The organism is Apilactobacillus pseudapinorum, from assembly GCF_040369555.1.
In the GTDB taxonomy this organism is placed as follows: domain Bacteria; phylum Bacillota; class Bacilli; order Lactobacillales; family Lactobacillaceae; genus Apilactobacillus.
Map to the genome: position 1 here is coordinate 1 of NZ_BAABVU010000010.1, position 23,947 is coordinate 23,947.

Here is a 23,947-nt window from a genome sequence, read left to right on the forward strand (position 1 = left end):
ATCTGATCCAAAACATCTAGAATCTAATTTAAAAGCATTAGACAACTTAGAATTTTCACCAGATGAATTAGCTAAGATTAATGAAATTTTGAAGAAATAAAAAGAAGCGACTTAAATAGTCGCTTCTTTTTATATGACAAAAGGGTGCTAAATGCGGTATAATATTTAGTTGTTTTAAAAATATATTAAAGGAGAGATATAATGAATAATTCCGCTAAAAAGCTTAATTTAACGGAACTAATTGGTTTAGTAATTGGTTCAATCATCGGTGGAGGTATTTTTAACCTTATGCACGATATGGCATCACAAGCTGGTGTTGGTGCAGTTATTATTGGTTGGATTATTACTGCAATTGGGATGCTCTCTTTGGCTTTCACATTTCAAAATTTAACTAACAAAAGACCTGACCTACAGGCTGGAATTTATAGTTTTGCAGATGCTGGGTTTGGTCACTATATTGGATTTAATTCCGCATGGGGATATTGGTTATCAGTATGGCTAGGTAATATCAGTTATGCAATCTTATTGATGAGTGCACTAACATATTTCTTTCCTATTTTTGATAACGGTCATAACTTAGTATCATTTATTGCTTCATCAATTATTTTATGGGGTGGTCACTACTTAGTGTCCCGTGGGATTCATTCCGCTTCATTCATTAACACAATTATAACAATTACCAAATTAATTCCAATCCTATTATTTATCTTAATAGTATTTCTATCATTTAAATTAAATGTTTTCACAAGTGACTTTTGGTTAACTGGGAATAAAGCGTTTAATTTTTCCGATGTTTTAGCTCAAGTGAAAAGTACCATGCTAGTTACTGTATTTGTATTCTCTGGGATTGAAGGAGCTGTTATCTTCTCTGGATATGCTAAAAAAAGAAAAGATATTGGAAGAGCTACAATTCTAGGAATCATCACAGTGACTTTAATTTATATGTTAATTACTTTGCTTTCATTTGGTGTTATGCATCAAGCCCAACTTGCTAGCTTAGGACAACCAGCAATGGCAGATTTACTACAACATCTTGTAGGTAAATGGGGAGCAGTAGTGGTTAATGTTGGATTAATTATTGCTGTGTTAGGTGCATGGTTATCATGGACAATGTTTGCGGCTGAAGTACCATATGAAGCTGCAAAGGTTGGATCATTCCCTAAGGTATTTGCAAAGGAAAACAAGAATGGAACGCCAATTAATTCATTGATTTTTACTAACGTATTAGTTGAGTTATTTATGATTTCATTCTTCGTGGCATCTAGTGCATATAATCTATTCCTATCTATTTCTAGTGCGGCAGTTTTAATTCCATATGCTTTCTCCGCGTTTTATCAAGTTAAGTATTCATACTTAAATAAAGACCTAAACGATAGAAAGAGAAACATTTTCTTAGGAATAGTATCAAGTATCTATGCATGTTGGTTATTATATGCAGCTGGATTGAACTATATCTTAATGACAACCATCTTGTTTGCATTAGGAATCCCTGTATATTACTACTTACAAAAATATGATAATAAAAATAAACATGTCTTTACTAAGATCGAAGCAGTAATTGCTTTTATTCTGCTAATTTTAGCCATCTTAGCTATTTATGAGATTGCTACAGGTAAAATAACGTTTTAAAAAAAGAGTGATATTTATCACTCTTTTTTTAGACTAAAAATGGATATTTAGTTTTATAATATTCTAAATCATAGAATCTACTACCCAATGTTTCACCATCCGCGTGGCCATATTCTAGAGAAGGAATTTCAATTCTGATATTAGAACTGTGAATCTTAAAAGCTGACTTAACGGTTAGATGATGTTTAAAGATAACTTTCATTAAGACGAAAAATAGTTGAACAATATTTTTTCTCTTTAAAACCATTAAATCGACCTCATTAGTATCGTTATTATTGGTGGCGGAAACCATAAAGGCTTTCTTTAACTCATATTTTTTATCATCCGCTTTAATAATCACTGGGAACGTACTTAGATTATAGATAGTTGGAATGATGGATAAGTAGTATTGAAAACGAGTCTTTAAGTTGATTTTATGAGTTCTAAAATTATTTTTTAAGCTAAAGACATTGGCGTCTAAACCAATTCCTAAATTGGTTAAAAAGATGCCATCTTGTTTTTTAATATGTTCAGTGAATAATCCAACATCATGCATTAGAATTTTAGGATTATCCATTGTTTCTGCGATGTTAGCTTTCATGTTAAATTGCTTTTTTAAGTGGTTAAAGAAGTTATTATTAGAGCCAGCAGGGATAATTGACATTGGAATGTCTGGAATTTGTTGATCTACTTTTTGAGCTTCTTTAACACCTTGGATAGCTTCATGAACAGTACCATCTCCACCAATCACGATAATTCCCTTAGGTAGATTATCAATTCGATTGTTTATTATTAAATGGTGCGAAACAATTGAAATTAAGTGAAGAGGGTGCCTTGATATCTTCAATTTATAATTAAGTTCTAGACGGTCTAATTGTTTTTTGATTTCTGGCCATTGATTTTTTGTTTTGCGTCGGTTAGCAACTGGATTTAAAACAACTAGAAAGTAATTATTCAATTAACATTCTCCTTTCTTTTAAATAAAAAAACGAATTCTACTAAGAATTCGTTTTTTAATAATTATCAATTGTAAATTATTTTTTGTTCATAATTAACATTGGTAAAATTAGAGGGTGTCTTTCAGTCTTATTGTATAAGAATTCTTGTAAGTCATCGATTATAGCATTTCTAATACTAGATTCGTTAGCGTTCTTGTTACGCATAGCTCTTCTGATTGTTCTGAAGACTAATCTTCTACCTTCATCTAGTAATTGACCTGATTCTCTCATGTAAACAAAACCTCTGGATAGTAGGTCAGGACCTGATTGAATTTCTTGATCTTTTAGATTTATTGTTGCAACAACAACAACTAAACCTTCTTCTGATAGTAACTGACGATCTCTAAGAACAACGTTACCAATATCACCAATACCGTTACCATCGATGTAAACATCTCCAGCAGCAAAGTGACCAGCAATTCTTGCAGAGTCTTTGGTAAGAGCTAAAACATCACCGTTTTTCATGATGAAGCTATTTTCCATTGGAACGCCACATTGTTCTGCTAACTCAGTGTGAATCTTAAGCATTCTAAATTCACCGTGAATTGGCATGAAATACTTAGGTTTCATTAAACTAAGCATTAGCTTTTGTTCTTCTTGACCACCATGTCCAGATGTATGAATTTTGTTAATTTTACCATGAATTACTTTAGCACCAGCTTCTTCTAATTCATTGATAACACGATTAACACTAACAGTGTTACCTGGAATAGGGTTACTTGAGAAAACAACAGTATCATTTGGTTGAATAGCAATTTGTCTGTGAGTACCGTTAGCTATTCTAGATAGTGCAGCCATAGTTTCACCTTGAGAACCAGTACATAAAATCAATGTTTTTTCAGCTGGTAGTGATTGTAGTTCAGAAGCATCAACGAAAGTACCTTCAGGAACGTTTAAGTATCCTAACTCTTGACCATTAACAATGGCAGCTTCCATACTTCTACCAAAAACTGCAATTTTTCTGTCATGCTTAATAGCAGCATCACAGGCGGTTTTAATTCTAGAAATATTAGATGCGAAAGTGGCGAAAATGATTCTACCAGTTTCTTCATCGAAGATATGTTCAACAGCTGAACTAATCCAACTTTCTGATTTAGTCCAGACAGGTCTTTCAGCATTAGTACTGTCAGACATTAAACAAAGTACACCTTCTCGACCTAATCTAGCCATTTCTTGTAAATCAGGCGGCTGTCTCGTTACTGGTGTTAAGTCAAACTTGTAATCACCAGTTTCCACGATAACTCCAGAAGGGGTGTGCACAGCAATTCCTAACGTATCTGGAATTGAGTGAGTAGTTCTGAAGAATGACACCTTGGTTTTGTTAAACTTTAGAACAGTTTTTGGATTGATTTCGTGAATTTCTGTACTTCTTAATAATCCATGTTCTTCTAATTTATTTTTGATAAGTGCTGACGCCAATGGACCAGCGTAAATAGGAACATTTAAATCGCGGATTAAGTAAGGAACACCACCGATATGATCTTCATGTCCGTGGGTAATAACTAATGCTTTGATTTTGTCCTTGTTTTTTACTAGATATTGGTAATCAGGGATAACATAATCTACCCCTAATAAATCATCTTCTGGGAACTTAATTCCAGCATCTATTAGAATGATTTCATCTTGAAATTGAACACCGTAAGTGTTTTTTCCAATTTCACCAAGTCCACCAACGCCATAAATAGCAGTTTCGTTATTTTTGACGTTTAGTTTGTTCATAATTATTTAAACTCCGTAATTTTAAAATCTGGGCTCTTTTGTTCGTAAGCCAAGTGGTTTCCTTCTAGAGGTTCGATAAATTCGATGTTGTGATCAGTGTTTTGGTCAACAAGTTCTCTTGCTTCAACTTCTGTATCACATTCCACGTATAGTGCTTTAGTGAACTCTCTCTTAGGATTTGCTTTGTTATCTTCTTGGTATAAAACTTTAAATATCATAAAAAATACAATCTCCTTCTATGTTTTTTAACCGTGCGATTGTGTGGTACACAACTAATTGATTTAATTTTATCATATTAATATTGATAAGTATAGTAACCAATAAACGAACATAAATGATAGAATTAAAAGAAATAAATGGTCGGGGAGGTAAATGTGATGAAGTTATTTTTGGAAATATTATTTGGATTTATAATCGCGGTTGTTGGTTATAATTTAATTCATTATTTTTTTATCACAAGACCCAAAGATGCTGGCAAAAGTGAAACAATCTCAGTTTTAAATGATTTAATGGAATCAGCAGGAGAAAAATGCAAAATAAAAATCTTTAAAATTAATGATTTATCTGAAATTTGGGAAAGAAATATTTATGTTTTTGAATATGTGATTGAAGCTGATAATCAATTAATCCAGACAATTACTGATGAAATTGAGAGTATTAATAAATCTGGAAAATGGAACCATAAAATTGTTATGACAGATCACTACAATAGAGATAACTATATTCATATTGATTTAGCATATCTATTAAACCTGGCTACTTACGAATATGTTTTAGATATGGAAAAGTTAAAAAATGTAAATTAAAAAGCACAGACAATATGTCTGTGCTTTCTTTATTATTCAATGAATAAGTCGTTATCAACTTTTGAAAATGGATTTTCTTTATCAACGTGATCGTAGAATAAAGTACCATGTAAATGATCAATTTCATGTTGGCAAACAATAGCAGGATAGTTTTTCAAACGAATGGTATGTTCTTCACCATTAACATCTTGGTATTTTAATGTAATTCTTGCGGCACGGTGAATAAAACCAGGGACATCTTCATCAACTGATAAGCATCCTTCACCTTCAGTAATCGCACATCTTTGAACAGAACTAGATAAAATAACAGGATTAATAATTACATCTTTAAAGATTGGTTCTCCGTCACCTTCAAAGTCGTTAGGAACAAGAACAGATGCCATCATTTTTGAAACACCAACTTGTGGTGCAGCAAGTCCAACACCAGCTCTTAGTTTGTATTTTTCACAAAGCACAGGATCTTGACTTACTTCTAAGTATTCCATCATGTCTTCGGCTAATTTTTTGTCTTCATCGCTAAGTGGAAACTCAACCTTTTCGGCTTGTTTTCTAAGTACTTTATTACCATCACGAACGATGTCTTTCATTAATATCACGTGAATGACCTCCCAGTTATTTATTAATCCATTATACCATAATATATCAAAACGAATTTATTAAACGGAAGATAAAAAAGATGCCTTTTTTTGACTCGTGGTATAATTACATTACTTATTATTTCGGAGGCAGATTATGAATACTAATTTAGTAGTTGACGGTGATCAAGATAGAATAAAAGCACTAGTTGAATGTATGCTTTTTATAGATTATCCAGTTCATTTAACAATTCTTAATCATAATATGGATGATTTTATCAGCAATATTAAATCACGTTTGTTGTGCGAAAATTTTGATGTAGCAATAGATGATGATAATGTTGATTACCATGACTTTGATGGATTTATGTATTTATATCCATTTCCGGAAGATGATTTAAAAGATAAAGAAGAAGTGGTTAATTTTCTTTCTCCGTATTTAGATCAATTCAGAACTTCACTAAATTTAGCTATCAAAGGTGGATTTAGCGGAAAAATTCTAATTAATGGTTACTATGACGAAATTCTTAATTATTTCGCCACTAAGTTTTCGGGTAAAGAACCAAATACGGTTATTTCAACAGGATTACTTGGGAAGACACTTTTATTGAAGCATCTATTAAGAAGATATTTTAATATTAGTTTGTCTGACATTAATGTGAGTGTCGTGGGGAATCAATCAACCAACCTGATTACTTGGAGTAGAGCTTATATTGGTCAATCACCAATTCTTTCGTATTTAGCTAATCCAAATAATTTATTTAGTACAGAAATATTTGCCAAGGCCGAAGAAATCTTAAGCCAAAATCATTTTGATGAAGTTGTTCAGATGAAGGCTATTTTGATGATCTTGGATGCAATATTTATGGAAAAACCTTGTTTAGCTAGTGTAGGACACGTTGTTAATTTAAATGATGACGTTACTGCGGTGAGTGAACCAGTTATGCTAAACCATACAGGGATGGTATCAACAGTTGAACTGGTTCTTTCTGATAAAGAAAATCAAGTTTATTTGGAATCAAAACAAGAAGTTATCGACATAATTAATTTAATTGTAGAAGGTAGTAGAGAACAAGATGAATAATTACTCATATCCAATCTTTGAAGATTGGAGCAAAGAAGAATTAATGACTATGATGCAACTATACAATTCAGTTGAAGAAGCGTATGAGAATCCGAATGGATCTAACGCTAAAAACATTGTTGATTTGTATAAAAAGTTTCAGATAATTAATCCAGCTAAAATGGAACAAAAGCAAATTGATCGCGATTTCGCAAATATTTCTGGATATAGTTTATTTAAAACATTTAAAGCTGCTCAATCGGTCAAAAAAAATAACGTCAAAATGGATTAAATTAGTTTTTTATAATATATAAATATTTATCAAATGAGAATAGTTATTAAACGCTAATAATTAAGCATTTCAATAAGGTTTCTAATATTGACGTATTTACTTTTTGTGTGGTATTATCAATAACTGTATTGGTAGCGACGAAGATTGCACAAAAGAACTTTTCTAACATTTGGTTAAGTTCCGACTGTGACTATTGTCACAGTTTTTTTATGCAAATTTAATTATTTAACGTAATAAACTCGGTCCGAGTTGCTAAGTATTATAGAAACAAATATTTATGCTTCGAAGGGAAGGAAACTCATAATGAAGACAAGAGACGATATTAGAAATATTGCTATTATTGCCCACGTTGACCACGGTAAAACAACTTTGGTTAACGAACTACTAAAGCAATCAGATACTTTAGATGAACACGTTCAAATTGAAGATCGTGCCATGGATACTAATGATATTGAAAAGGAACGTGGTATCACAATCCTTTCAAAGAATACTGCTGTTAGATACCAAGATAAACAAATTAACATCTTGGATACACCAGGACATGCTGACTTCGGTGGAGAAGTTGAACGTATTATGAGAATGGTTGACGGTGTTCTTTTAGTTGTTGACGCTTTTGAAGGTACTATGCCACAAACTCGTTTTGTTTTGAAAAAAGCGCTAGACCAACATCTAACACCTGTTGTTGTTATTAACAAGGTTGACCGTCCAGGTTCTCGTCCTAGCGAAGTTGTTGATGAAGTATTAGACCTATTTATTGAATTAGGTGCTGATGATGATCAACTAGACTTCCCAGTTATTTACACTTCTGCTATGAACGGTACTTCAAGTTACGACGAAGACCTATCAACTCAAGAACACACTATGAAGCCAATCTTTGACACAATTGTTAAAGCTATCCCAGCTCCAGAAGACAACTCAGATGAACCACTACAATTCCAAGTTGCTATGCTTGACTATGACGACTTCGTTGGTCGTATCGGTATTGGTCGTATCTTTAGAGGTACAATCAAGGTTGGTGACAACGTTACAGTTATGAAGCTTGATGGCTCTACTCAAAACTTCCGTGTTACTAAACTTATGGGATTCTTTGGTCTTAAGAAATTAGACATTGAAGAAGCCAAAGCAGGTGACTTAATTGCCATTTCTGGTATGGAAGAAATCAACGTTGGGGAATCTGTAGTTGATCCTTCAGCTCAAGAAGCACTTCCAATTCTAAGAATTGACGAACCAACTCTACAAATGACATTCGGAACAAACACTTCACCATTTGCTGGTAAAGAAGGTAAGTTTGTTACTGCTCGTCAACTACAAGACCGTCTAGAAAGAGAATTACACACCGATGTTTCTCTACGTGTTGACGAAACTGATCAACCAGGTTCATGGACTGTATCTGGTCGTGGTGAACTTCATTTATCAATCTTAATTGAAAACTTAAGACGTGAAGGATACGAATTACAAGTATCACGTCCACAAGTTATCATTAGAGAAATTGATGGACAACAATGTGAACCGTTTGAATCAGTTCAAATCGATACTCCAGATGAATACTCTGGTACTATCATTCAAACATTATCAGAAAGAAAAGGTAACATGCAAAACATGGAAAGTGTTGGAAATGGTCAAACTCGTTTGACATTCCTTGCACCTTCACGTGGTTTGATTGGTTACTCAACTGAATTCCTTTCAATCACTCGTGGTTACGGAATTATGAACCATACTTTCGACAGTTACCAACCAGTTATCAAGAACTGGAACCCAGGTAGAAGAAATGGTGCCTTAGTTTCAATTAACGAAGGTAAGACAACTACTTACGCTACTATGGGTATTGAAGATCGTGGTACTATCTTCGTAGATCCAGGTACTGAAGTATACGAAGGTATGATTGTTGGTAAGAACAGTCGTGATAACGATATCTCAGTTAACATCACTAAAGGTAAGCAAATGACTAACGTTCGTGCTTCTGCTAAGGATGAAACTGCTAAGATTAAGGAACCACAACACTTAACTCTTGAAGAATCTCTAGAATTCTTAAATGAAGATGAACTTTGTGAAGTTACACCAGAAAACATTCGTTTAAGAAAAGAAATTCTAAACACTAACGAACGTGAAAAACAAGCTAAGCGTAGACGTCATAACAGCTAATACGCTTAAAAGGATGAACATTAATGTTCATCCTTTTTTTGTGCATTGAAATTATGATAAGCTCACAAACAGATATGCTATAATATTAGTAATATTCAAATGGGTAATATGGAGATGTACTTATGATTAAGTCAGCTTATCACAGCTTAAAAAACATTTTTAAACACACGAATTTAAGTAAACACATGAAAATATTAAAAACAAATATTGATGCAATGGATTATTACATTTTTATTCCTTATATTATGTTGTCTGTAATTGGAATTATAATGGTCTATTCTGCAAGTTCTAATATTGCAACTCAAATTGGAGGATCACCAACTGGATATCTAATAAGACAAAGTATGTTTGTCGTCTTTAGTTTAATCATTGTATTAATTTGCTTATGTGGTCAAAATATGTTTGTCAGAAACGGTCGGGTTTTATTTATTTTTTGGGCAGCAATGTTTATTGGTCTTATTTGGCTAAAGGCATTTGGTCATTCTGTTAATGGTGCTGCTGGATGGATTCCAATTGGACCATTACATATTCAACCAGCTGAAACCGCAAAAGTTTATATTATTCTAGTGATGTCTAACATTTTGGCTAATCATGAAAATGAATTAATTAATAATGAAAAAACCAAAGTTATTACTCACAGTATTTTTGTTTTTGTTATGCTGGGGTTAATTTTAATCCAGCCAGATTTAGGTGGAACCATTATCAATGCATTAATTTTTATTGTGATTATTTTTGCCTCAGGAATGAATTGGAAGGGTGCCACATTAATTTCTTCCAGCATGATTGTTGGTGGATGGATTATATTAAAAACAGCATTATTTATTTTTAGAAATGGGTCATCTAATTACCAAATCCAACGTATATTAGCATATGGAGATCCATTTAGGTATGAACAAGGAATCGGACATCAACTTGTTAATTCATATTACGCATTAAGTAATGGTGGTATTTTTGGTGTTGGTTTAGGGAACAGCATTCAAAAGACAGGATATTTACCTGAACCAAATACCGATTTCATCATGTCCGTAATTTCAGAAGAGTTAGGATTAGTGGGAGTACTATTAATCTTATCTTTATTATTTATTATTATCGTAAAAGCTTTCCAATTGGGAATTAGATCAAATAACACATATGACACCTTGGTATCATATGGAATTGGAACATACTTACTTGTTCAATCATACTTCAATATTGGTGGAGTGATTGGACTATTACCAATTACAGGGGTTACTTTCCCATTTATTAGTTACGGGGGTTCAAGTATGCTAACCCTTGCTCTTTGTATCGGAATGTTATTAGTTATTAGTGCAAAACAAAAAATTCAAAGAAAACACAAATTAAATTAATCATGCGGAGGTAACGTTTTGTCAGGTGCAATTGAAGATAGAAAAAGCTTAATTGTTTATGTATATTCAACCAAACAAGTTCGACAATTAAAGAAATACGGATTGATATATTATGTATCACAAAAGATGCATTATGTAGTTATGTATGTTAATGCTGACAATTATGAATGGGTAAAAGAAAAAATCAGTTCATTAAGAATCGTCAAAAAAGTAGAAGAAACTCCATACGAACAAATAGCTAATGAACTTGCTGTAGCTAATGATTTCGATGAAGTTGATGACGATGAAGATTACTAAGGAGTATTTATAATGAGAGTGGTATCTGGAAAGTTTGGTAGCCGTAGTTTAAAACCGGTTCCTGGTAGTAAAACTAGACCAACAACTGACAAGGTAAAAGAATCTTTATTTAACATGATTGGACCATTTTTTAATGGTGGGACTTTTTTAGATTTATATGCTGGATCAGGTTCTGTGGCAATTGAAGCAGTATCCAGAGGAATCGAGAAAGCTATATTGGTTGACCACCAATACTTAGCGATTAAAACAATTAAAGAAAATGTTGAGATGACTAAGGAAAAAGATAGCTTTCAAGTATATAAAATGGATTCAGATTTAGCGTTAGAAAAATTTGCTAATGACGACACTAAATTCGATTTTATATTTTTAGATCCACCATATAAGGATCAAAAAATGGTAGAACAATTGGAGTATATTAAAAGTAATGGTCTTCTTAGTGAATCAGGAATTGTAATCTGTGAAACCGATGATAACGTTAGTCTTCAAGACGATGTGGACGGGTTTAGTTTAATTAAGCAAAAGAAATATGGAATAACTATTATTTCAATTTATAAAAATAAGGGGTGATATCTGTGACAAAAGCAATATTTCCGGGGAGCTTTGATCCGATTACCTATGGTCACTTAGATTTAATCAAGCGTGCTAGTAAAATGTTTGATGAACTAGTGGTGACTGTTGCCAAAAATACAAGCAAAAATGGTATTTTCTCTTTTGAAGAAAGGATTGAATTAATTGAAGAAAATATTAAAGATCTTGATAATGTAACTGTTGTGATGGCGGAAGGGTTAACCGTTGAACTAGCTAAAAAAATGGGGGCAACGGTAATTGTTAGAGGATTAAGAAATTCATCTGATTTTAATAATGAAAGTGCCATTGCAACAATGAATCATAACTTAGATAAATCAATTGAGTCAGTATTTTTGATTACAAAGCCTAAGTATCAATCAGTTTCATCCAGCTTAATTAAAGAAATAGCTCATTTTAACGGAGATATTTCAGAATTTGTACCTGATAATGTTTCAAAATCCCTAAAAAAGAAGATGAAATAAAAATGTTTAGAAAACACAAAAAACTTAAAATATTTTCCATATTAGGGGTATTGATAGGATTATCAATATTAGTTAATTTACCAATATTACCTAATTATATTGAAGGGCCTGGAACAGCGCCTAATTTAAAACATGTGGTCTCTATTCCAAATCACAGTGATAAATATAAAGGCAAGTTTATGTTTACTACTGTTAGTGAATCTCAGGCCTCTGTTGTTACATATCTTCTAGCTAAGTTTAATCCACATGAAGAAATTGAAAGTATTGGTGACGTAACTGGAAACCAAGACCAACAAAGCTATCTTAACCTGCAAAATATTTATATGGAAAGTGCGATAAATAATGCAGTATATAATGCTTTTAAAGCAGCTCATAAAGAGGTTTCTTTATCATATCGAGGCATTTATGTTTTAGATGTCGATTCTAAGTCTAATTTTTATAAACACGTTAAAGTGGGCGACTTAATTGTTTCATTAAATCATCATCAATTTAAAAATTCAGCAGACTTTAGAAAGTATGTTCAAACTAAGAAAATTGGCGATAAGATGACACTGACTGTTTATAGAAACGGAAAAGAAATTCAAATTACCAAGAAACTTTACAAACTTGCTGGAACCGATAAAGCAGGAATTGGAATCATTTTACAAGATGATAATCAGGTTTCAACATCGTTGCCAATCAATGTTAATCCAGGTGCCGTTGGGGGACCATCTGCTGGATTGATGTTTACATTGCAAATCTATCAACAACTATCTGGTAAGAATATAAGGAAATCGCAAAACATTGCCGGAACTGGAACGATTGATGATCAAGGTAATGTTGGTGAAATTGGTGGAATCGATAAAAAAATCATCGCTGCTAGAGATGCTGGAGCAAAATATTTCTTGGCTCCGTACGTAAAGCCAACCAAAGAAGTTTTAAAATATGAAGATCAGCATATGACTAATTATCAAATGGCAGTAAAAACAGCAAGAAAATACGCACCTAATATGAAAGTTATTCCAGTAACCTCATTTAAAGATGCACTAAATAAATTAGCTAAAATTAAAGGGATGTAAAAATTTTACATCCTTTTTTCGTACATAAAAATATGGAGGGGAGGAAAAGGTGAATAAGATCATTGAATATTCAACGCATTTAAAAGAAATAATTGATGAGCATTTATATAAAATATTGATTGGATTACTACTAGGATGTTTTAGCTTAGGACTATTTTTGGTAGTTGCTTTGACTAGGCAAAATGATAGTAATATTGTACAAAATGATACGGCATCAATCGAAAGTACGAGTGTAGAAAGTAGTAGCGTTGTTGAATCTACTAACAGTACAAAGAAAATGTATATCGATATTAAAGGTGAAGTAAATAATCCCGGTGTATACAAGATGAAAGCGGGCAGTAGGGTTACTGATTTAATTAAAGAAGCCGGTGGATTTAAAAAAGATGCTGATCAATCTGCAGTTAATCTGGCAAAACAGTTAATTGATCAAGATATGATTATTGTTTATAAGGTTGGTCAAGCTCCTAAAAACAACCTAATGGATAGTAGTCCTAAGGATGAGGAAAAGGTTAATATAAATAAAGCGGATTCCGAGGAACTGCAAAAATTAGATAGAGTGGGCGAGAAAATGGCGCAAAAGATAATCGACTATCGCAATCAACACAACGGTTTTCATTCTATTGATGAAATAAAACAAATTAGTGGTTTTGGTGAAAAAACTTTCGAAAGATTAAAAGATTCTTTAACAATCTAATTTTTGTTATACTATATAACAATAGATTAACAAGGGAGAGAATCTAATCATGACAAAGCATCGAATTCCATGGGATCAATATTTCATGTTACAAGCAGTTCTTTTGTCCACAAGAGGAACTTGTAATCGACTATCTGTGGGTGCCACAATTGTAAGAGATAAGAGAATTATAGCGGGTGGTTATAACGGTTCAGTCGCCGGAGATGAACACTGTATAGATGTAGGATGTTATATGAGGGATGGACATTGTTTAAGAACAATCCATGCTGAAATGAACGCTATATCACAGTGTGCTAAATTTGGTGAATCCACAGATGGAGCAGAAATATATGTAACTGATTTTCCATGCTTACCATGCACAAAGGTTTTACTTCAAGCGGGAATCACTAAAATTAATTACCTTCGTAATTACCATAATGATGAATATGCAGTTTCATTAATTAAACAAAATAACGTTGAATTGAACCAAGTTACCTTGGATGAAGAAACTATCAAACAAATCGAATTTGGCTCTTATTTACCAAAATAAATAGATAATTTATATATTTTTCCATCTGTAATGATGGGCATAATAAGTATTATTTTCTTTGGTGATATAAGGCTAGGATTGATTTTATTAATGTTTTGGATAATAAGAATTCTAAAATTAAAAATCATCACCGTAAGTAAAATAACCACTTTAATAGTGGTTATTTTTGTTTTTGTATGTATTTATACTAATTTATCGTTAAAACATAATTTAGTAGAACAAGATAAATCAATTAGTACTACGTTGATTATTTATCCTGATGAAATAAAAAAAACGGAGCAAGGATACTATGGCATTTTTAAATCAACGGAAGGAAATAAAAAGTATTTAGCGTTTGGAAATGACAAAAGATTACTAAACAGATCTACTGCATGTGAAATTGAAGTTGATGGAAAGATTACTCAAATTGATGGTCCACGTAATTTTAATCAGTTTGATTCAAGTAGCTATTACAAGAGCTTAGGAGTTATGAATAAGCTTGCTATCAATAGAATCAAATCATTTAAGAGTTCTCATGGTAATAAAATTATTGAATGGTTGCACTACTTCAGAAAACAGATGATGGATTTCGCAGACCAATTACCGAATCCGTTAGATGTTTATACCAAAAGCTTATTTCTCGGATCGATGGATTCATCATTTAACGACGAGTTAACCGGTGTAAAAACATTAGGATTAATTCACTTGTTCAGTATTTCAGGTCTCCATGTTTTTTATATTGTCTCGTTATTATCAATGATATTAAAAAGGCTAAAAATAACTAAAGAAACTAGATTGGTTATAACTTGTTTATTTTTACCGACTTATTTTATTATCGCTGGTTCTTCTGTCGGGCTATTAAGGTCAATTTTATCAGTGGAAATTGGAATGATTTTCTCTTTATTTAAAAGGAATATTACATCATTAGATATTTACAGTATTACATTGATGGTTAATTTATTTCTTCAACCAATGATGTTGACACAGTTCGGCAGCCAGTTGAGTTATGCACTTGCATTTGCACTTATATATACCAGTGGGATGAGCACTATAAAGCAAACCATTATGATGAATTTAGTTAGTTTGCCATTTGTAATTTATAAACTATATGAGTGGCATATGTTAACTATGTTCGCGAATTATTTAGTGATTCCAATCTTTTCAATCGTTGTGATGCCATCAATATTGATAGCGTTAGTAACATATCCACTGACTAAAATTATTGCAGGATTCGTGGCAATGGGATTGAAGTTGTTTGATAATGGTTTGAACTTGGTAGGTAATTTACCAGGTGAAATTGTATTTGGTAAGCCGAATATATTAGTGACCACATGCATATTTGTGGTTACTTTACTGGTATTGGATAATTACAAAAGTAAGAAAACATTATTGTTAATTCTTTTATACGTAGGATCATTTATATGGATTCATTATCCCATCCAAGGAGAAGTTTCTTTCTTTGATGTCGGACAAGGAGATAACATTTTAGTTCGTACACCATTTAACACTTCAATAACTGTTATTGATACTGGTGGGAAAATAAATTTTAACGACCAAAATACGATTCATTATCAAGCACCGAAAACATCCATTAATTATTTAAAAAGTATAGGGATTAGTCATATCGACAATCTTGTTTTTACACATCAAGATTTTGATCATACAGGAGATGCTGGTGCTTTCTTGTCAGAGCTACATGTAAAAAGATTGATTGTCGGATCAGGGATGCAAAACAATAAGCAGTTAATGGATAGAATCAAGAAAGATATGAAAAGAACGAAAATGCAACTGGTTTTAGCGGGTCAACATGTTAGTGATTTTCCTTTTTATATTTATCATCCATTTAAACCAGGACCTGGATCTAATGATGATTCAATTGTATTGGGAACAACAATGAATAATAAGAAGTGGTTATTTATGGGAGATTTACCTTCTTCTGGTGAACTAGATATCTTAAATAAATATAAGAACTTAAAAGCAGATTATTTAAAACTGGGCCATCACGGTAGTAAAAATTCTAGTTCAAACCAATTTTTAAAATCAATTCATCCGAAAATGGCGATTATTTCAGCTGGGAGAAATAATCGTTACCATCATCCTAATGTGGAAACGCTGGATAGGCTAAAATTAAATCATATTGGATACTTAAACACACAAAATCAGGGTATGATATCATATAGATATGGATTATTGGGCAGCCACTGGATAACTGAGCTGCAAGGAGAAGTACAATGAATGTTAACGAAGTAAAAAAAGATATAAAGAATAATAATCTTAAACCGATATACTTAATATTGGGGCAAGAAGAATACTTAATTGAACAATTAAAAAAAGAATTTTATAAGATTATTCCTGACGAAGAAAAAACAATGAACTTCGCTAGTTACGATATGGAAAGTCAAAATGTTGCTGTGGCTGTAGAAGATGCTGCATCTTTTCCTTTCTTTGGTGAAAAAAGACTTGTGTTCATCACTAATCCATATTTTTTAACAGGTGATAATACGAAGAATTCTGTTGATCATGACTTAGACAGTTTTTTAGAATATATTACTCATCCTGTTGATAGTACGATTATGGTTATAATCGCACCATATAACAAATTAGATGCTAGAAAGAAATTAACAAAAGAATTAAAGAAATCAGCTGAATTTATTGATTTTAGTCAAATAGATGAAAAAGCAGTTACGACATATGTAAGTAATTTTATTCAAAATGCTGGATATCAAATTGAAAATTCAACATTACAATCTTTCATTGAGAGGGTTTCTGGCGATTTATCTAAAGCAATGAATGAAATTCCTAAGCTGTTGTTGTATTGTCAAAATGATAAAGTGATTACAATCGATGCAATTAACAGTCTAGTAGCTAAATCTTTGGATCAAAATGTCTTTGACTTAATTAATTTAGTAATGAAAAAGAATTCAAAGGAAGCTATCGATTTATATCGTAATCTATTGCTAGAAGATCAAGAACCATTACAAATCAATGGAGCGTTAATATCTCAATTTAGATTATTAATCCAAGTGATGGGGTTAGCTAATAAGGGTTATAGTCAAGGTAACATTGCTACAAAACTAGGGGTTCATCCTTATCGTGCAAAACTAGCAATGCAAAATATACGAAAATATAGCTTTAAGTCATTAAGTGATGCATATTTAGGTTTGGTGGATTTAGAAACAAAATTGAAATCTACACAGGAATCTCCTGAACTACTATTCCAAATGTTTACGCTTAAATTTGTTGATAATCAAATTAATTAAAACAAAAAAGGACATCCCATAGCAGGGATGTCCTTTTTGAATAAAAAAAGCTCAGCAATAACTGAGTTTTTTATTTGTTTAGTTTAGCTAGACGTGATTTGTTACGTGCAGCAGTGTTTGCTTTGATTAAGCCTTTTGACTTAGCATGGTCTAATGCGCTAACAGCGTTGTTGAATAATTCTTCACGGTTGTCAGCATTTACATCAGCTTTTTCAAACTTCTTAACAGCAGTTCTCATCTTGCTTAGTTGAGAAGCGTTACGTTTGTTTGCTTTTTCATTAGTTTTTACACGTTCGATAGCAGATTTAATAACAGGCATGAAATTCACCTCCAAAAAAGTCGAATTTTATTTAAAATCCTTAAATTTCAACGCCTTTAATTATACAAAATACAACTTAAAAAAGCAATAGAATTATATAAATCCAAAGTTTGGCGAATAATTATACGATTGCCTTGATATTTAAAAGCAATCAGAGTACTATTAATAAAGTAGTTTAGAACTACAGTACCTATACTTAGTTTTGTCGTTATTCTCATCGACGCTTTACTCAGTATTTGGTATATTCAATTTTGAAAGGTGGGAAACATAATGGCTCTAACACAAGCTGAAAAGAACGACATCATCAAGAAGTATGCTAGACATGATGGTGATACTGGTTCTGCTGAAGTACAAATTGCTGTACTAACTGCTGACATTAATGAAATTAATGGTCACATGAAAGAACACAAGAAGGATTTTCATTCACAACGTGGTTTGTTAAAGAAAATCGGTCACCGTCGTAACTTACTAAGATACTTACGTAACACTGATGTTCAACGTTACCGTGATTTAATCAAGAGTTTAGGTCTACGTCGTTAATATCTAATGGGACTGCTTATGAGCAGCCCCATTTTTTTATACATAAACATTTAAGAGTTATAAATAAATTTAAAAGTATGATACACTGTAGTTAGTTATTTTGATCGTATTGAAATTAAACTATTTCATAATAAAAAGTACATAAATATAGTATGAGGTGAATCATGAAAAATAGTGTAAAAATTATTCCCTTAGGAGGAGTAAGGGAAAGCGGTAAGAATTTGTATGCTGTTGAAATTAATGACGGCATTTATGTTTTAGATTGTGGTTTAAAATACCCAGAAAATGATATGTTAGGAATTGATGTTGTTATTCCTGATTTTTCTTACTTAAAAGAAAACAAGGATAAAATCATTGGGGTATTCCTATCAAATAGTGATATGGATTCTATTGGAGCCTTACCATATTTTGTAAGTGAATTTAACGTTCCTGTGTTTGGTTCAAAACTTACTGTAGAAATGGCCAAATATGAAGTTAAAAACAACGAAAGATCTAAAAAGTTTGATAACTTCAATGTTATTAATGAAAAAAGCGAAATCATCTTTGATGATGTAACTGTTAACTTTTTCAAAACTAGTCATTCTGTACCAGATTCAATGGGAATTGCTTTATCTGTTGAAGAAGGGCAAATTGTATACACTGGGGATTTTAAGTTTGACCCAGCATTAAGAAATGGCTTTGCAACTGACTACAGCTCAATTGCTAAGGTTGGAAGCAAAAAGGTAATCGCTTTGTTATCAGACTCACAAAATGCTGACAATCCGTTCCCAATGGCCAATGAAATTCAAGTTGAACAATCAATTTTAAACACATTTAAAGATAGTAAGAGTCGTGTGATTGTTGCTGCTAACTCAGCTAACTTATTACGTATTCAACAAATCTTTGATGCTGCGATGAATTCTGAAAGAAAAGTATACGTTGGTCATAACTTAGATCCAAAGATTAAAATTGCAATGGATTTAGGATATGTAACTGCTGAAGACGATTTATTAATCAAAGATGTAAAAGATTTAGATAATCTTGATGGAGATCAAATTGTTGTACTTGAAAGCAATCCAATCAGTGAACCTATTAAGGTTATTCAAAGAATGGCTGCTCAACAAGAAAAGAACGTCAACATTGAACCTGGCGATGTTGTTTTAGTTGCTACTTCACCATCACCAGCAATGGATAATGCTATGGCAAAAACTGATGACATGGTCTATCAAGCAGATGGAACTGTTAAGGTTATTTCACATGAATTAAATATGTCAGACCACGCAAGTGCTGAAAACATTCAAATGTTAATCAGTTTATTAAAACCTGAATACTTCATTCCAGTTAGCGGAGAATACATGATGATGAATGAAAGTAGAAAGGCTGCAATGAACATGGGAATTTCTGATGAGAATGTTCTAATTGTTAGCAAGGGTGAAGTTCTTGAATATGATGGAAGTAAGTTCCATCATGGTAATGCAGTTGAAGCAGGAAACACAATGATTGATGGAATCGGTGTGGGTGACATCGGTAATATTGTTCTTCGTGATAGAAAAGTTTTATCTGAAGATGGAATCTTTATTGTCGTTGTTACTATCGATAGAAAGAAAAAAATCATTATCTCTCGTCCTAAAATTACTTCAAGAGGATTTATTTATGTTAAGTCCAACAAAGATTTAATGAATGAAGCTGCTGAAATTGTTTCTAACACAATTCAATTAAATCTTGATAATAAGGAATTTGATTGGAGTCATTTGAAACAATCAGTTAGAGAAAAAATCAGCCATTTCTTATTCGATAAGACTAAGAGAAGACCTGTAATTCTTCCAGTTATCATGGAAGTAAACCAACACCACAAAAAGAAGCGTCCACAAAAATAAATCGGTATAAATTCGGAGTGATTTGATGAATGAAGACAATTCACAATTGATAGAAAAAATTACTAAAAATATTAGTGATGGAAAATATCAATTAGCAGCTAATCAAGCCAAAGATTACTTGGAAATTAAACCAAACGAAGAGATTGAAGTTTTATTAGTTCAATCTCTTTTTCAATTGAAACAGTATATTGAGGCTAAAAAAGAAGTAATTGAGTTTCCCAACGCGTTTATTAAGAATGAAAAAGATTTTGCTTTGATGTTAAAAGTACTTATTAAGAATGATGAATTTATTAAAGCTAGAGAAATAGTGGTCAGTCTTAAAAGTGAAGAATTATTTTTTAATGTTGGAATGAATTTAATTGAAAAAGCAGAAGAAGATATCTTAATGAATTCTGCTGAATCAGTCAGACAACAAGCACAAAAGTATTATCATATTAGTAACAAACAAACTCTATACTGGCAAAAAGAGGCCTTTTTAGCGGGACAACATCTGCCATATGTAGAATTTGTTAAGTATAGTAGATTTGTTCTGATGGATCCGTTTGTCCAGTCAATAATTAAATCAGAGGTTATCGACACGTTAAGAAAAGTCGGCTGTGAAGATAATGTGGATATGTTGTGGATTGATAAAACATCACGAAAAGTAGAGTTATCTAATGTTAAATCATTGGATGAAATGGAATCATATAAATACATCCATAATAAATTATTGGAAGATTACATGAGTGATCCTGAAAAGATGATGTTATTGGGAAGCTATTTCCAACATCAAGCAATATTAATGTATCCATTTAATGACGAAATCATCTATGATTATAAACGATGGTATAGACTGTCATTGGAATCATATTTAACACCTGAAAAATATGATTTATCAGGTGAAGATGACTATCAAAAATACATTGAAATTATTAAGCGTGAATTTAGTTTAATTAAATAAAATAAAAAGTCATTAAATGTATTTACAAATAAAAAGACAGTGGCTATAATATTAAAGGAATTCTTCTTGAGACTGATATTGTGATTTTGTCTTTTTGAGAAGATGTAGTATAATAAATCATAAAGAATACATTAGCTTTGTTAATGTAAATCTTTCGAAATTTATAGGAGGTTTTCATAAATGGCAAAAGAACATTATGAAAGAACAAAACCCCATGTAAATATTGGTACTATTGGCCATATTGATCATGGTAAGACTACTTTAACTGCAGCTATCACTAAAGTGCTTTCAGAAAAGGGTCTAGCAGACGCTTCTGATTACGCTCAAATCGATGCTGCTCCAGAAGAACGTGAACGTGGTATTACAATCAACACTGCTCACGTTGAATACTCAACTGAAAAGCGTCATTACGCTCATATTGATGCCCCAGGACATGCTGATTACGTTAAGAACATGATCACTGGTGCCGCTCAAATGGATGGTGCCATCCTTGTTGTTGCCGCAACTGATGGTCCTATGCCACAAACTCGTGAACACATTCTTCTAGCTCGCCAAGTTGGTGTTGAATACATCGTTGTATTCTTAAACAAGACTGACTTAGTTGACGATGACGAATTAGTTGACTTAGTTGAAATGGAAGTACGTGAATTACTTTCAGAATACGATTACCCTGGTGACGATATTCCAGTTGTTCGTGGTTCAGCTCTAAAAGCTCTACAAGATGACCAAGAACAAAAAGATGTTATCCTACACCTTATGGATGTTGTTGACGAATACATCCCAACTCCAGAACGTGATGCTTCAAAACCATTACTAATGCCTGTTGAAGATGTATTTACTATCACTGGTCGTGGTACTGTTGCTTCTGGTCGTATCGACCGTGGTGCAGTTGCTGTTGGTGATGAAGTTGAAATCATCGGTCTTGTTGAAGACGTTCTAAAGACTACTGTTACTGGTCTAGAAATGTTCCGTAAGACTCTTGACGAAGGTGAAGCCGGAGATAACGTTGGTATGTTACTTCGTGGTGTTAACCGTGAACAAGTTGTTCGTGGACAAGTTATTGCTGCTCCAGGTTCAATCAAGACTCACACTAAGTTCAAGGCTCAAGTATATGCTCTAAGTAAAGAAGAAGGTGGACGTCATACTCCATTCTTCTCAAACTACCGCCCACAATTCTACTTCCATACTACCGATGTTACTGGTGTTATCGAACTAGAAGCAGGTGTTGAAATGGTTATGCCTGGTGATAACGTTGAATTCAACGTTGAACTAACTAAACCAGTTGCCATCGAACAAGGAACTAAGTTCACTGTTCGTGAAGGTGGACACACTGTTGGTGCCGGTGTTGTTTCAGACATCGAAGACTAATATTTGATTAAAAAAGATTCAGATCTAATCTGAATCTTTTTTTGTACATAAAATTACGGATAAACCTTTAATTATTTACTTTTAACCTGCATTACGTTAAAATATAGAAGTGCGCAATTAGAAGAACAATTGTAAAAATTATATTTTCATTTCGGAGGGAAAATAATGTCAGCTAAATGGGAAAAAAAAGGCACTAACGACGGAGAATTAACATTCGAAATTAGTGTTGATAAAGTAAAAGAAGGTCTAGACAAAGCCTTTAACAAAAACAAGAACAACATTACTGTTCCTGGTTTCCGTAAAGGAAAAGTTTCACGTCAAATCTTTAATGAAATGTATGGTGAAGAAGCTCTATACCAAGATGCTTTAAACATTTTATTACCAGAAGCTTACAGTGAAGCTATTAAAGAAGCTGGTATCGAACCAGTTGCTCAACCAGAAGTTGATGTTGATAGCTTAGAAAAAGACAAACCATGGGTTTTAAAAGCTAAAGTTTCAGTTAAACCTGATGTTGAATTAGGTGAATACAAAGGAATCGTAGTTGAAAAACCAAACACTCGTGTTTACCAAAAAGATGTAGACGCTAAAATTGAAGACATGCGTAAAAACCAAGCAGAACTAGTTCTTAAAGAAGACAAAGCTGCTGCAAATGGTGACACTGTTGTTATCGATTTTGATGGTTACGTAGACGACAAACAATTTGATGGTGGTCAAGCTACTAACTACTCACTAGAACTAGGTTCAGGTTCATTCATTCCTGGTTTCGAAGATCAACTAGTTGGTCACAAAGCTGGTGAAGATGTTGATGTTAAGGTAACATTCCCAGAAGATTACCAAGCTAAAGAATTAGCTGCTAAAGAAGCAATCTTCAAGACTAAGATTCACGAAGTTAAGGAAAAACAAATGCCTGAACTAGACGATGAATTTGCTAAAGACGTTGATGAAGATGTTGATAGTCTAGAAGAACTAAAGAACAAGATTAAAGAACAACTAAAAGAACAAAAGAAGGTTGAAGGCGACACTCAAGTAGAAGACGAAGCTATTAAGGGTGCTGTTGCTAACGCTACTGTTAAGGATATTCCTCAAGCTATGATTGATGAAGATATCCAACGTCAAATGGACCAATACCTTGCAAGTATGCAACAACAAGGTATTAATGCAGAAATGTACTTCCAACTAACTGGTACTAACCCAGATGATTTGAAGAAACAATTTGCTAACGGTGCTGAAGAACGTGTTAAGACTAACCTTGTATTAGAAGCAATTGTTAAGGATGCTAACATCGAACCTTCAAACGAAGAAATTGACCAACAAGTTAAAGACTTAGCTGCTCAATACGGTATGAAGGAAGAAGCTGTTCGTGGTGCATTAACTGAAGACATGTTGAAACATGATATTTCAATTCAAAATGCTGTTAAGTTAATCACTGACAATGCTAAACAAGAACCAAAGTCAAAAATTAACAAATAATTAAATTTAATTGTTAATGCAAAAGGTCCAATTAACAAA

24 protein-coding genes are annotated in these 23,947 nt (G+C 32.7%); 19 read left to right on the forward strand and 5 right to left on the reverse strand.

Annotation, left to right across the window (positions count from 1 at the left end; all coding sequences use genetic code 11):
• Positions 1-201 precede the first annotated feature (201 nt).
• Positions 202-1,629: an arginine-ornithine antiporter gene (gene arcD / locus ABWU86_RS00765; RefSeq protein ID WP_293793633.1), complete on the forward strand. Its 1,428-nt coding sequence runs from the start codon at positions 202-204 to the stop codon at positions 1,627-1,629.
• 28 nt (positions 1,630-1,657) lie between these two features.
• Here arcD and ABWU86_RS00770 read toward each other — a convergent pair whose 3' ends face one another.
• From ABWU86_RS00770 to ABWU86_RS00780, 3 genes are all read right to left on the reverse strand, one after another.
• Positions 1,658-2,566: a diacylglycerol/lipid kinase family protein gene (locus ABWU86_RS00770; protein ID WP_293793635.1), complete on the reverse strand. Its 909-nt coding sequence runs from the start codon at positions 2,564-2,566 to the stop codon at positions 1,658-1,660.
• Between the two features lie 76 nt (positions 2,567-2,642).
• A complete protein-coding gene (gene rnjA, locus ABWU86_RS00775) occupies positions 2,643-4,325 on the reverse strand; it encodes a ribonuclease J1 (RefSeq protein ID WP_293793636.1) in 1,683 nt (560 codons plus the stop codon).
• 2 nt (positions 4,326-4,327) lie between these two features.
• Positions 4,328-4,543 carry a DNA-directed RNA polymerase subunit epsilon gene (locus tag ABWU86_RS00780; protein ID WP_053950232.1) on the reverse strand — a complete coding sequence of 72 codons (216 nt, stop codon included), beginning with the start codon at positions 4,541-4,543 and terminating at the stop codon, positions 4,328-4,330.
• Between the two features lie 159 nt (positions 4,544-4,702).
• Here ABWU86_RS00780 and ABWU86_RS00785 point away from each other — a divergent pair, with 159 nt between their 5' ends.
• Positions 4,703-5,131 (forward strand): hypothetical protein, encoded by a 429-nt coding sequence (locus tag ABWU86_RS00785; RefSeq protein WP_353320931.1) that lies wholly within the window; start codon positions 4,703-4,705, stop codon positions 5,129-5,131.
• Positions 5,132-5,163: 32 nt separating this feature from the next.
• On the opposite strand, the gene def is transcribed toward ABWU86_RS00785, so the two are convergent.
• Positions 5,164-5,727 (reverse strand): peptide deformylase, encoded by a 564-nt coding sequence (gene def / locus ABWU86_RS00790; RefSeq protein WP_293793638.1) that lies wholly within the window; start codon positions 5,725-5,727, stop codon positions 5,164-5,166.
• 136 nt (positions 5,728-5,863) lie between these two features.
• Here def and ABWU86_RS00795 point away from each other — a divergent pair, with 136 nt between their 5' ends.
• The 12 genes from ABWU86_RS00795 to holA all read left to right on the forward strand — a co-directional run bounded on the left by ABWU86_RS00795 (position 5,864) and on the right by holA (position 17,415).
• A complete protein-coding gene (locus tag ABWU86_RS00795; RefSeq protein WP_353320933.1) occupies positions 5,864-6,790 on the forward strand; it encodes a Rossmann-fold NAD(P)-binding domain-containing protein in 927 nt (308 codons plus the stop codon).
• Positions 6,783-7,061 carry a UPF0223 family protein gene (locus tag ABWU86_RS00800; protein WP_353320935.1) on the forward strand — a complete coding sequence of 93 codons (279 nt, stop codon included), beginning with the start codon at positions 6,783-6,785 and terminating at the stop codon, positions 7,059-7,061. Before ABWU86_RS00795 ends, ABWU86_RS00800 begins: the two co-directional genes overlap by 8 nt.
• Before the next feature lie 303 nt (positions 7,062-7,364).
• Positions 7,365-9,203, forward strand: a complete 1,839-nt coding sequence (gene typA, locus ABWU86_RS00805) for a translational GTPase TypA (RefSeq protein WP_053950227.1) — start codon at positions 7,365-7,367, stop codon at positions 9,201-9,203.
• Positions 9,204-9,325: 122 nt separating this feature from the next.
• The gene (locus ABWU86_RS00810; RefSeq protein WP_353320937.1) at positions 9,326-10,549 is read left to right on the forward strand and encodes an FtsW/RodA/SpoVE family cell cycle protein; all 1,224 of its coding nucleotides are present in this window, start codon (positions 9,326-9,328) and stop codon (positions 10,547-10,549) included.
• Between the two features lie 18 nt (positions 10,550-10,567).
• Positions 10,568-10,846 carry a YlbG family protein gene (locus ABWU86_RS00815; protein ID WP_293793644.1) on the forward strand — a complete coding sequence of 93 codons (279 nt, stop codon included), beginning with the start codon at positions 10,568-10,570 and terminating at the stop codon, positions 10,844-10,846.
• 12 nt (positions 10,847-10,858) lie between these two features.
• Positions 10,859-11,413, forward strand: coding sequence for a 16S rRNA (guanine(966)-N(2))-methyltransferase RsmD (gene rsmD, locus ABWU86_RS00820; RefSeq protein ID WP_293793645.1), 555 nt, complete (start codon positions 10,859-10,861; stop codon positions 11,411-11,413).
• Between the two features lie 5 nt (positions 11,414-11,418).
• The gene (coaD, locus tag ABWU86_RS00825) at positions 11,419-11,895 is read left to right on the forward strand and encodes a pantetheine-phosphate adenylyltransferase (RefSeq protein ID WP_353320940.1); all 477 of its coding nucleotides are present in this window, start codon (positions 11,419-11,421) and stop codon (positions 11,893-11,895) included.
• Positions 11,896-11,897: 2 nt separating this feature from the next.
• A complete protein-coding gene (locus ABWU86_RS00830) occupies positions 11,898-12,953 on the forward strand; it encodes a SepM family pheromone-processing serine protease (protein WP_353320942.1) in 1,056 nt (351 codons plus the stop codon).
• Positions 12,954-13,002: 49 nt separating this feature from the next.
• Entirely contained in the window at positions 13,003-13,647 is a 645-nt protein-coding gene (locus ABWU86_RS00835; RefSeq protein ID WP_353320944.1) for a ComEA family DNA-binding protein, read from the forward strand.
• 49 nt (positions 13,648-13,696) lie between these two features.
• Entirely contained in the window at positions 13,697-14,176 is a 480-nt protein-coding gene (locus tag ABWU86_RS00840; protein WP_053950220.1) for a ComE operon protein 2, read from the forward strand.
• A 90-nt stretch (positions 14,177-14,266) separates the two neighbouring features.
• Positions 14,267-16,390, forward strand: coding sequence for a DNA internalization-related competence protein ComEC/Rec2 (locus tag ABWU86_RS00845; RefSeq protein ID WP_353320946.1), 2,124 nt, complete (start codon positions 14,267-14,269; stop codon positions 16,388-16,390).
• Positions 16,387-17,415, forward strand: a complete 1,029-nt coding sequence (gene holA, locus ABWU86_RS00850) for a DNA polymerase III subunit delta (RefSeq protein ID WP_353320948.1) — start codon at positions 16,387-16,389, stop codon at positions 17,413-17,415. Before ABWU86_RS00845 ends, holA begins: the two co-directional genes overlap by 4 nt.
• Positions 17,416-17,485: 70 nt before the next feature.
• On the opposite strand, the gene rpsT is transcribed toward holA, so the two are convergent.
• Positions 17,486-17,734 carry a 30S ribosomal protein S20 gene (gene rpsT / locus ABWU86_RS00855; protein ID WP_053950217.1) on the reverse strand — a complete coding sequence of 83 codons (249 nt, stop codon included), beginning with the start codon at positions 17,732-17,734 and terminating at the stop codon, positions 17,486-17,488.
• Positions 17,735-18,004: 270 nt separating this feature from the next.
• Here rpsT and rpsO point away from each other — a divergent pair, with 270 nt between their 5' ends.
• From rpsO to tig, 5 genes are all read left to right on the forward strand, one after another.
• Positions 18,005-18,274 (forward strand): 30S ribosomal protein S15, encoded by a 270-nt coding sequence (rpsO, locus tag ABWU86_RS00860; RefSeq protein ID WP_034531743.1) that lies wholly within the window; start codon positions 18,005-18,007, stop codon positions 18,272-18,274.
• 164 nt (positions 18,275-18,438) lie between these two features.
• The gene (locus ABWU86_RS00865; RefSeq protein WP_353320950.1) at positions 18,439-20,130 is read left to right on the forward strand and encodes a ribonuclease J; all 1,692 of its coding nucleotides are present in this window, start codon (positions 18,439-18,441) and stop codon (positions 20,128-20,130) included.
• Positions 20,131-20,155: 25 nt separating this feature from the next.
• Positions 20,156-21,070 carry a hypothetical protein gene (locus tag ABWU86_RS00870; protein ID WP_293793663.1) on the forward strand — a complete coding sequence of 305 codons (915 nt, stop codon included), beginning with the start codon at positions 20,156-20,158 and terminating at the stop codon, positions 21,068-21,070.
• A gap of 180 nt (positions 21,071-21,250) precedes the next feature.
• Positions 21,251-22,438: an elongation factor Tu gene (gene tuf / locus ABWU86_RS00875; RefSeq protein WP_053950214.1), complete on the forward strand. Its 1,188-nt coding sequence runs from the start codon at positions 21,251-21,253 to the stop codon at positions 22,436-22,438.
• 165 nt (positions 22,439-22,603) lie between these two features.
• Positions 22,604-23,908, forward strand: coding sequence for a trigger factor (tig, locus tag ABWU86_RS00880; protein WP_293793665.1), 1,305 nt, complete (start codon positions 22,604-22,606; stop codon positions 23,906-23,908).
• Positions 23,909-23,947: the final 39 nt, after the last annotated feature.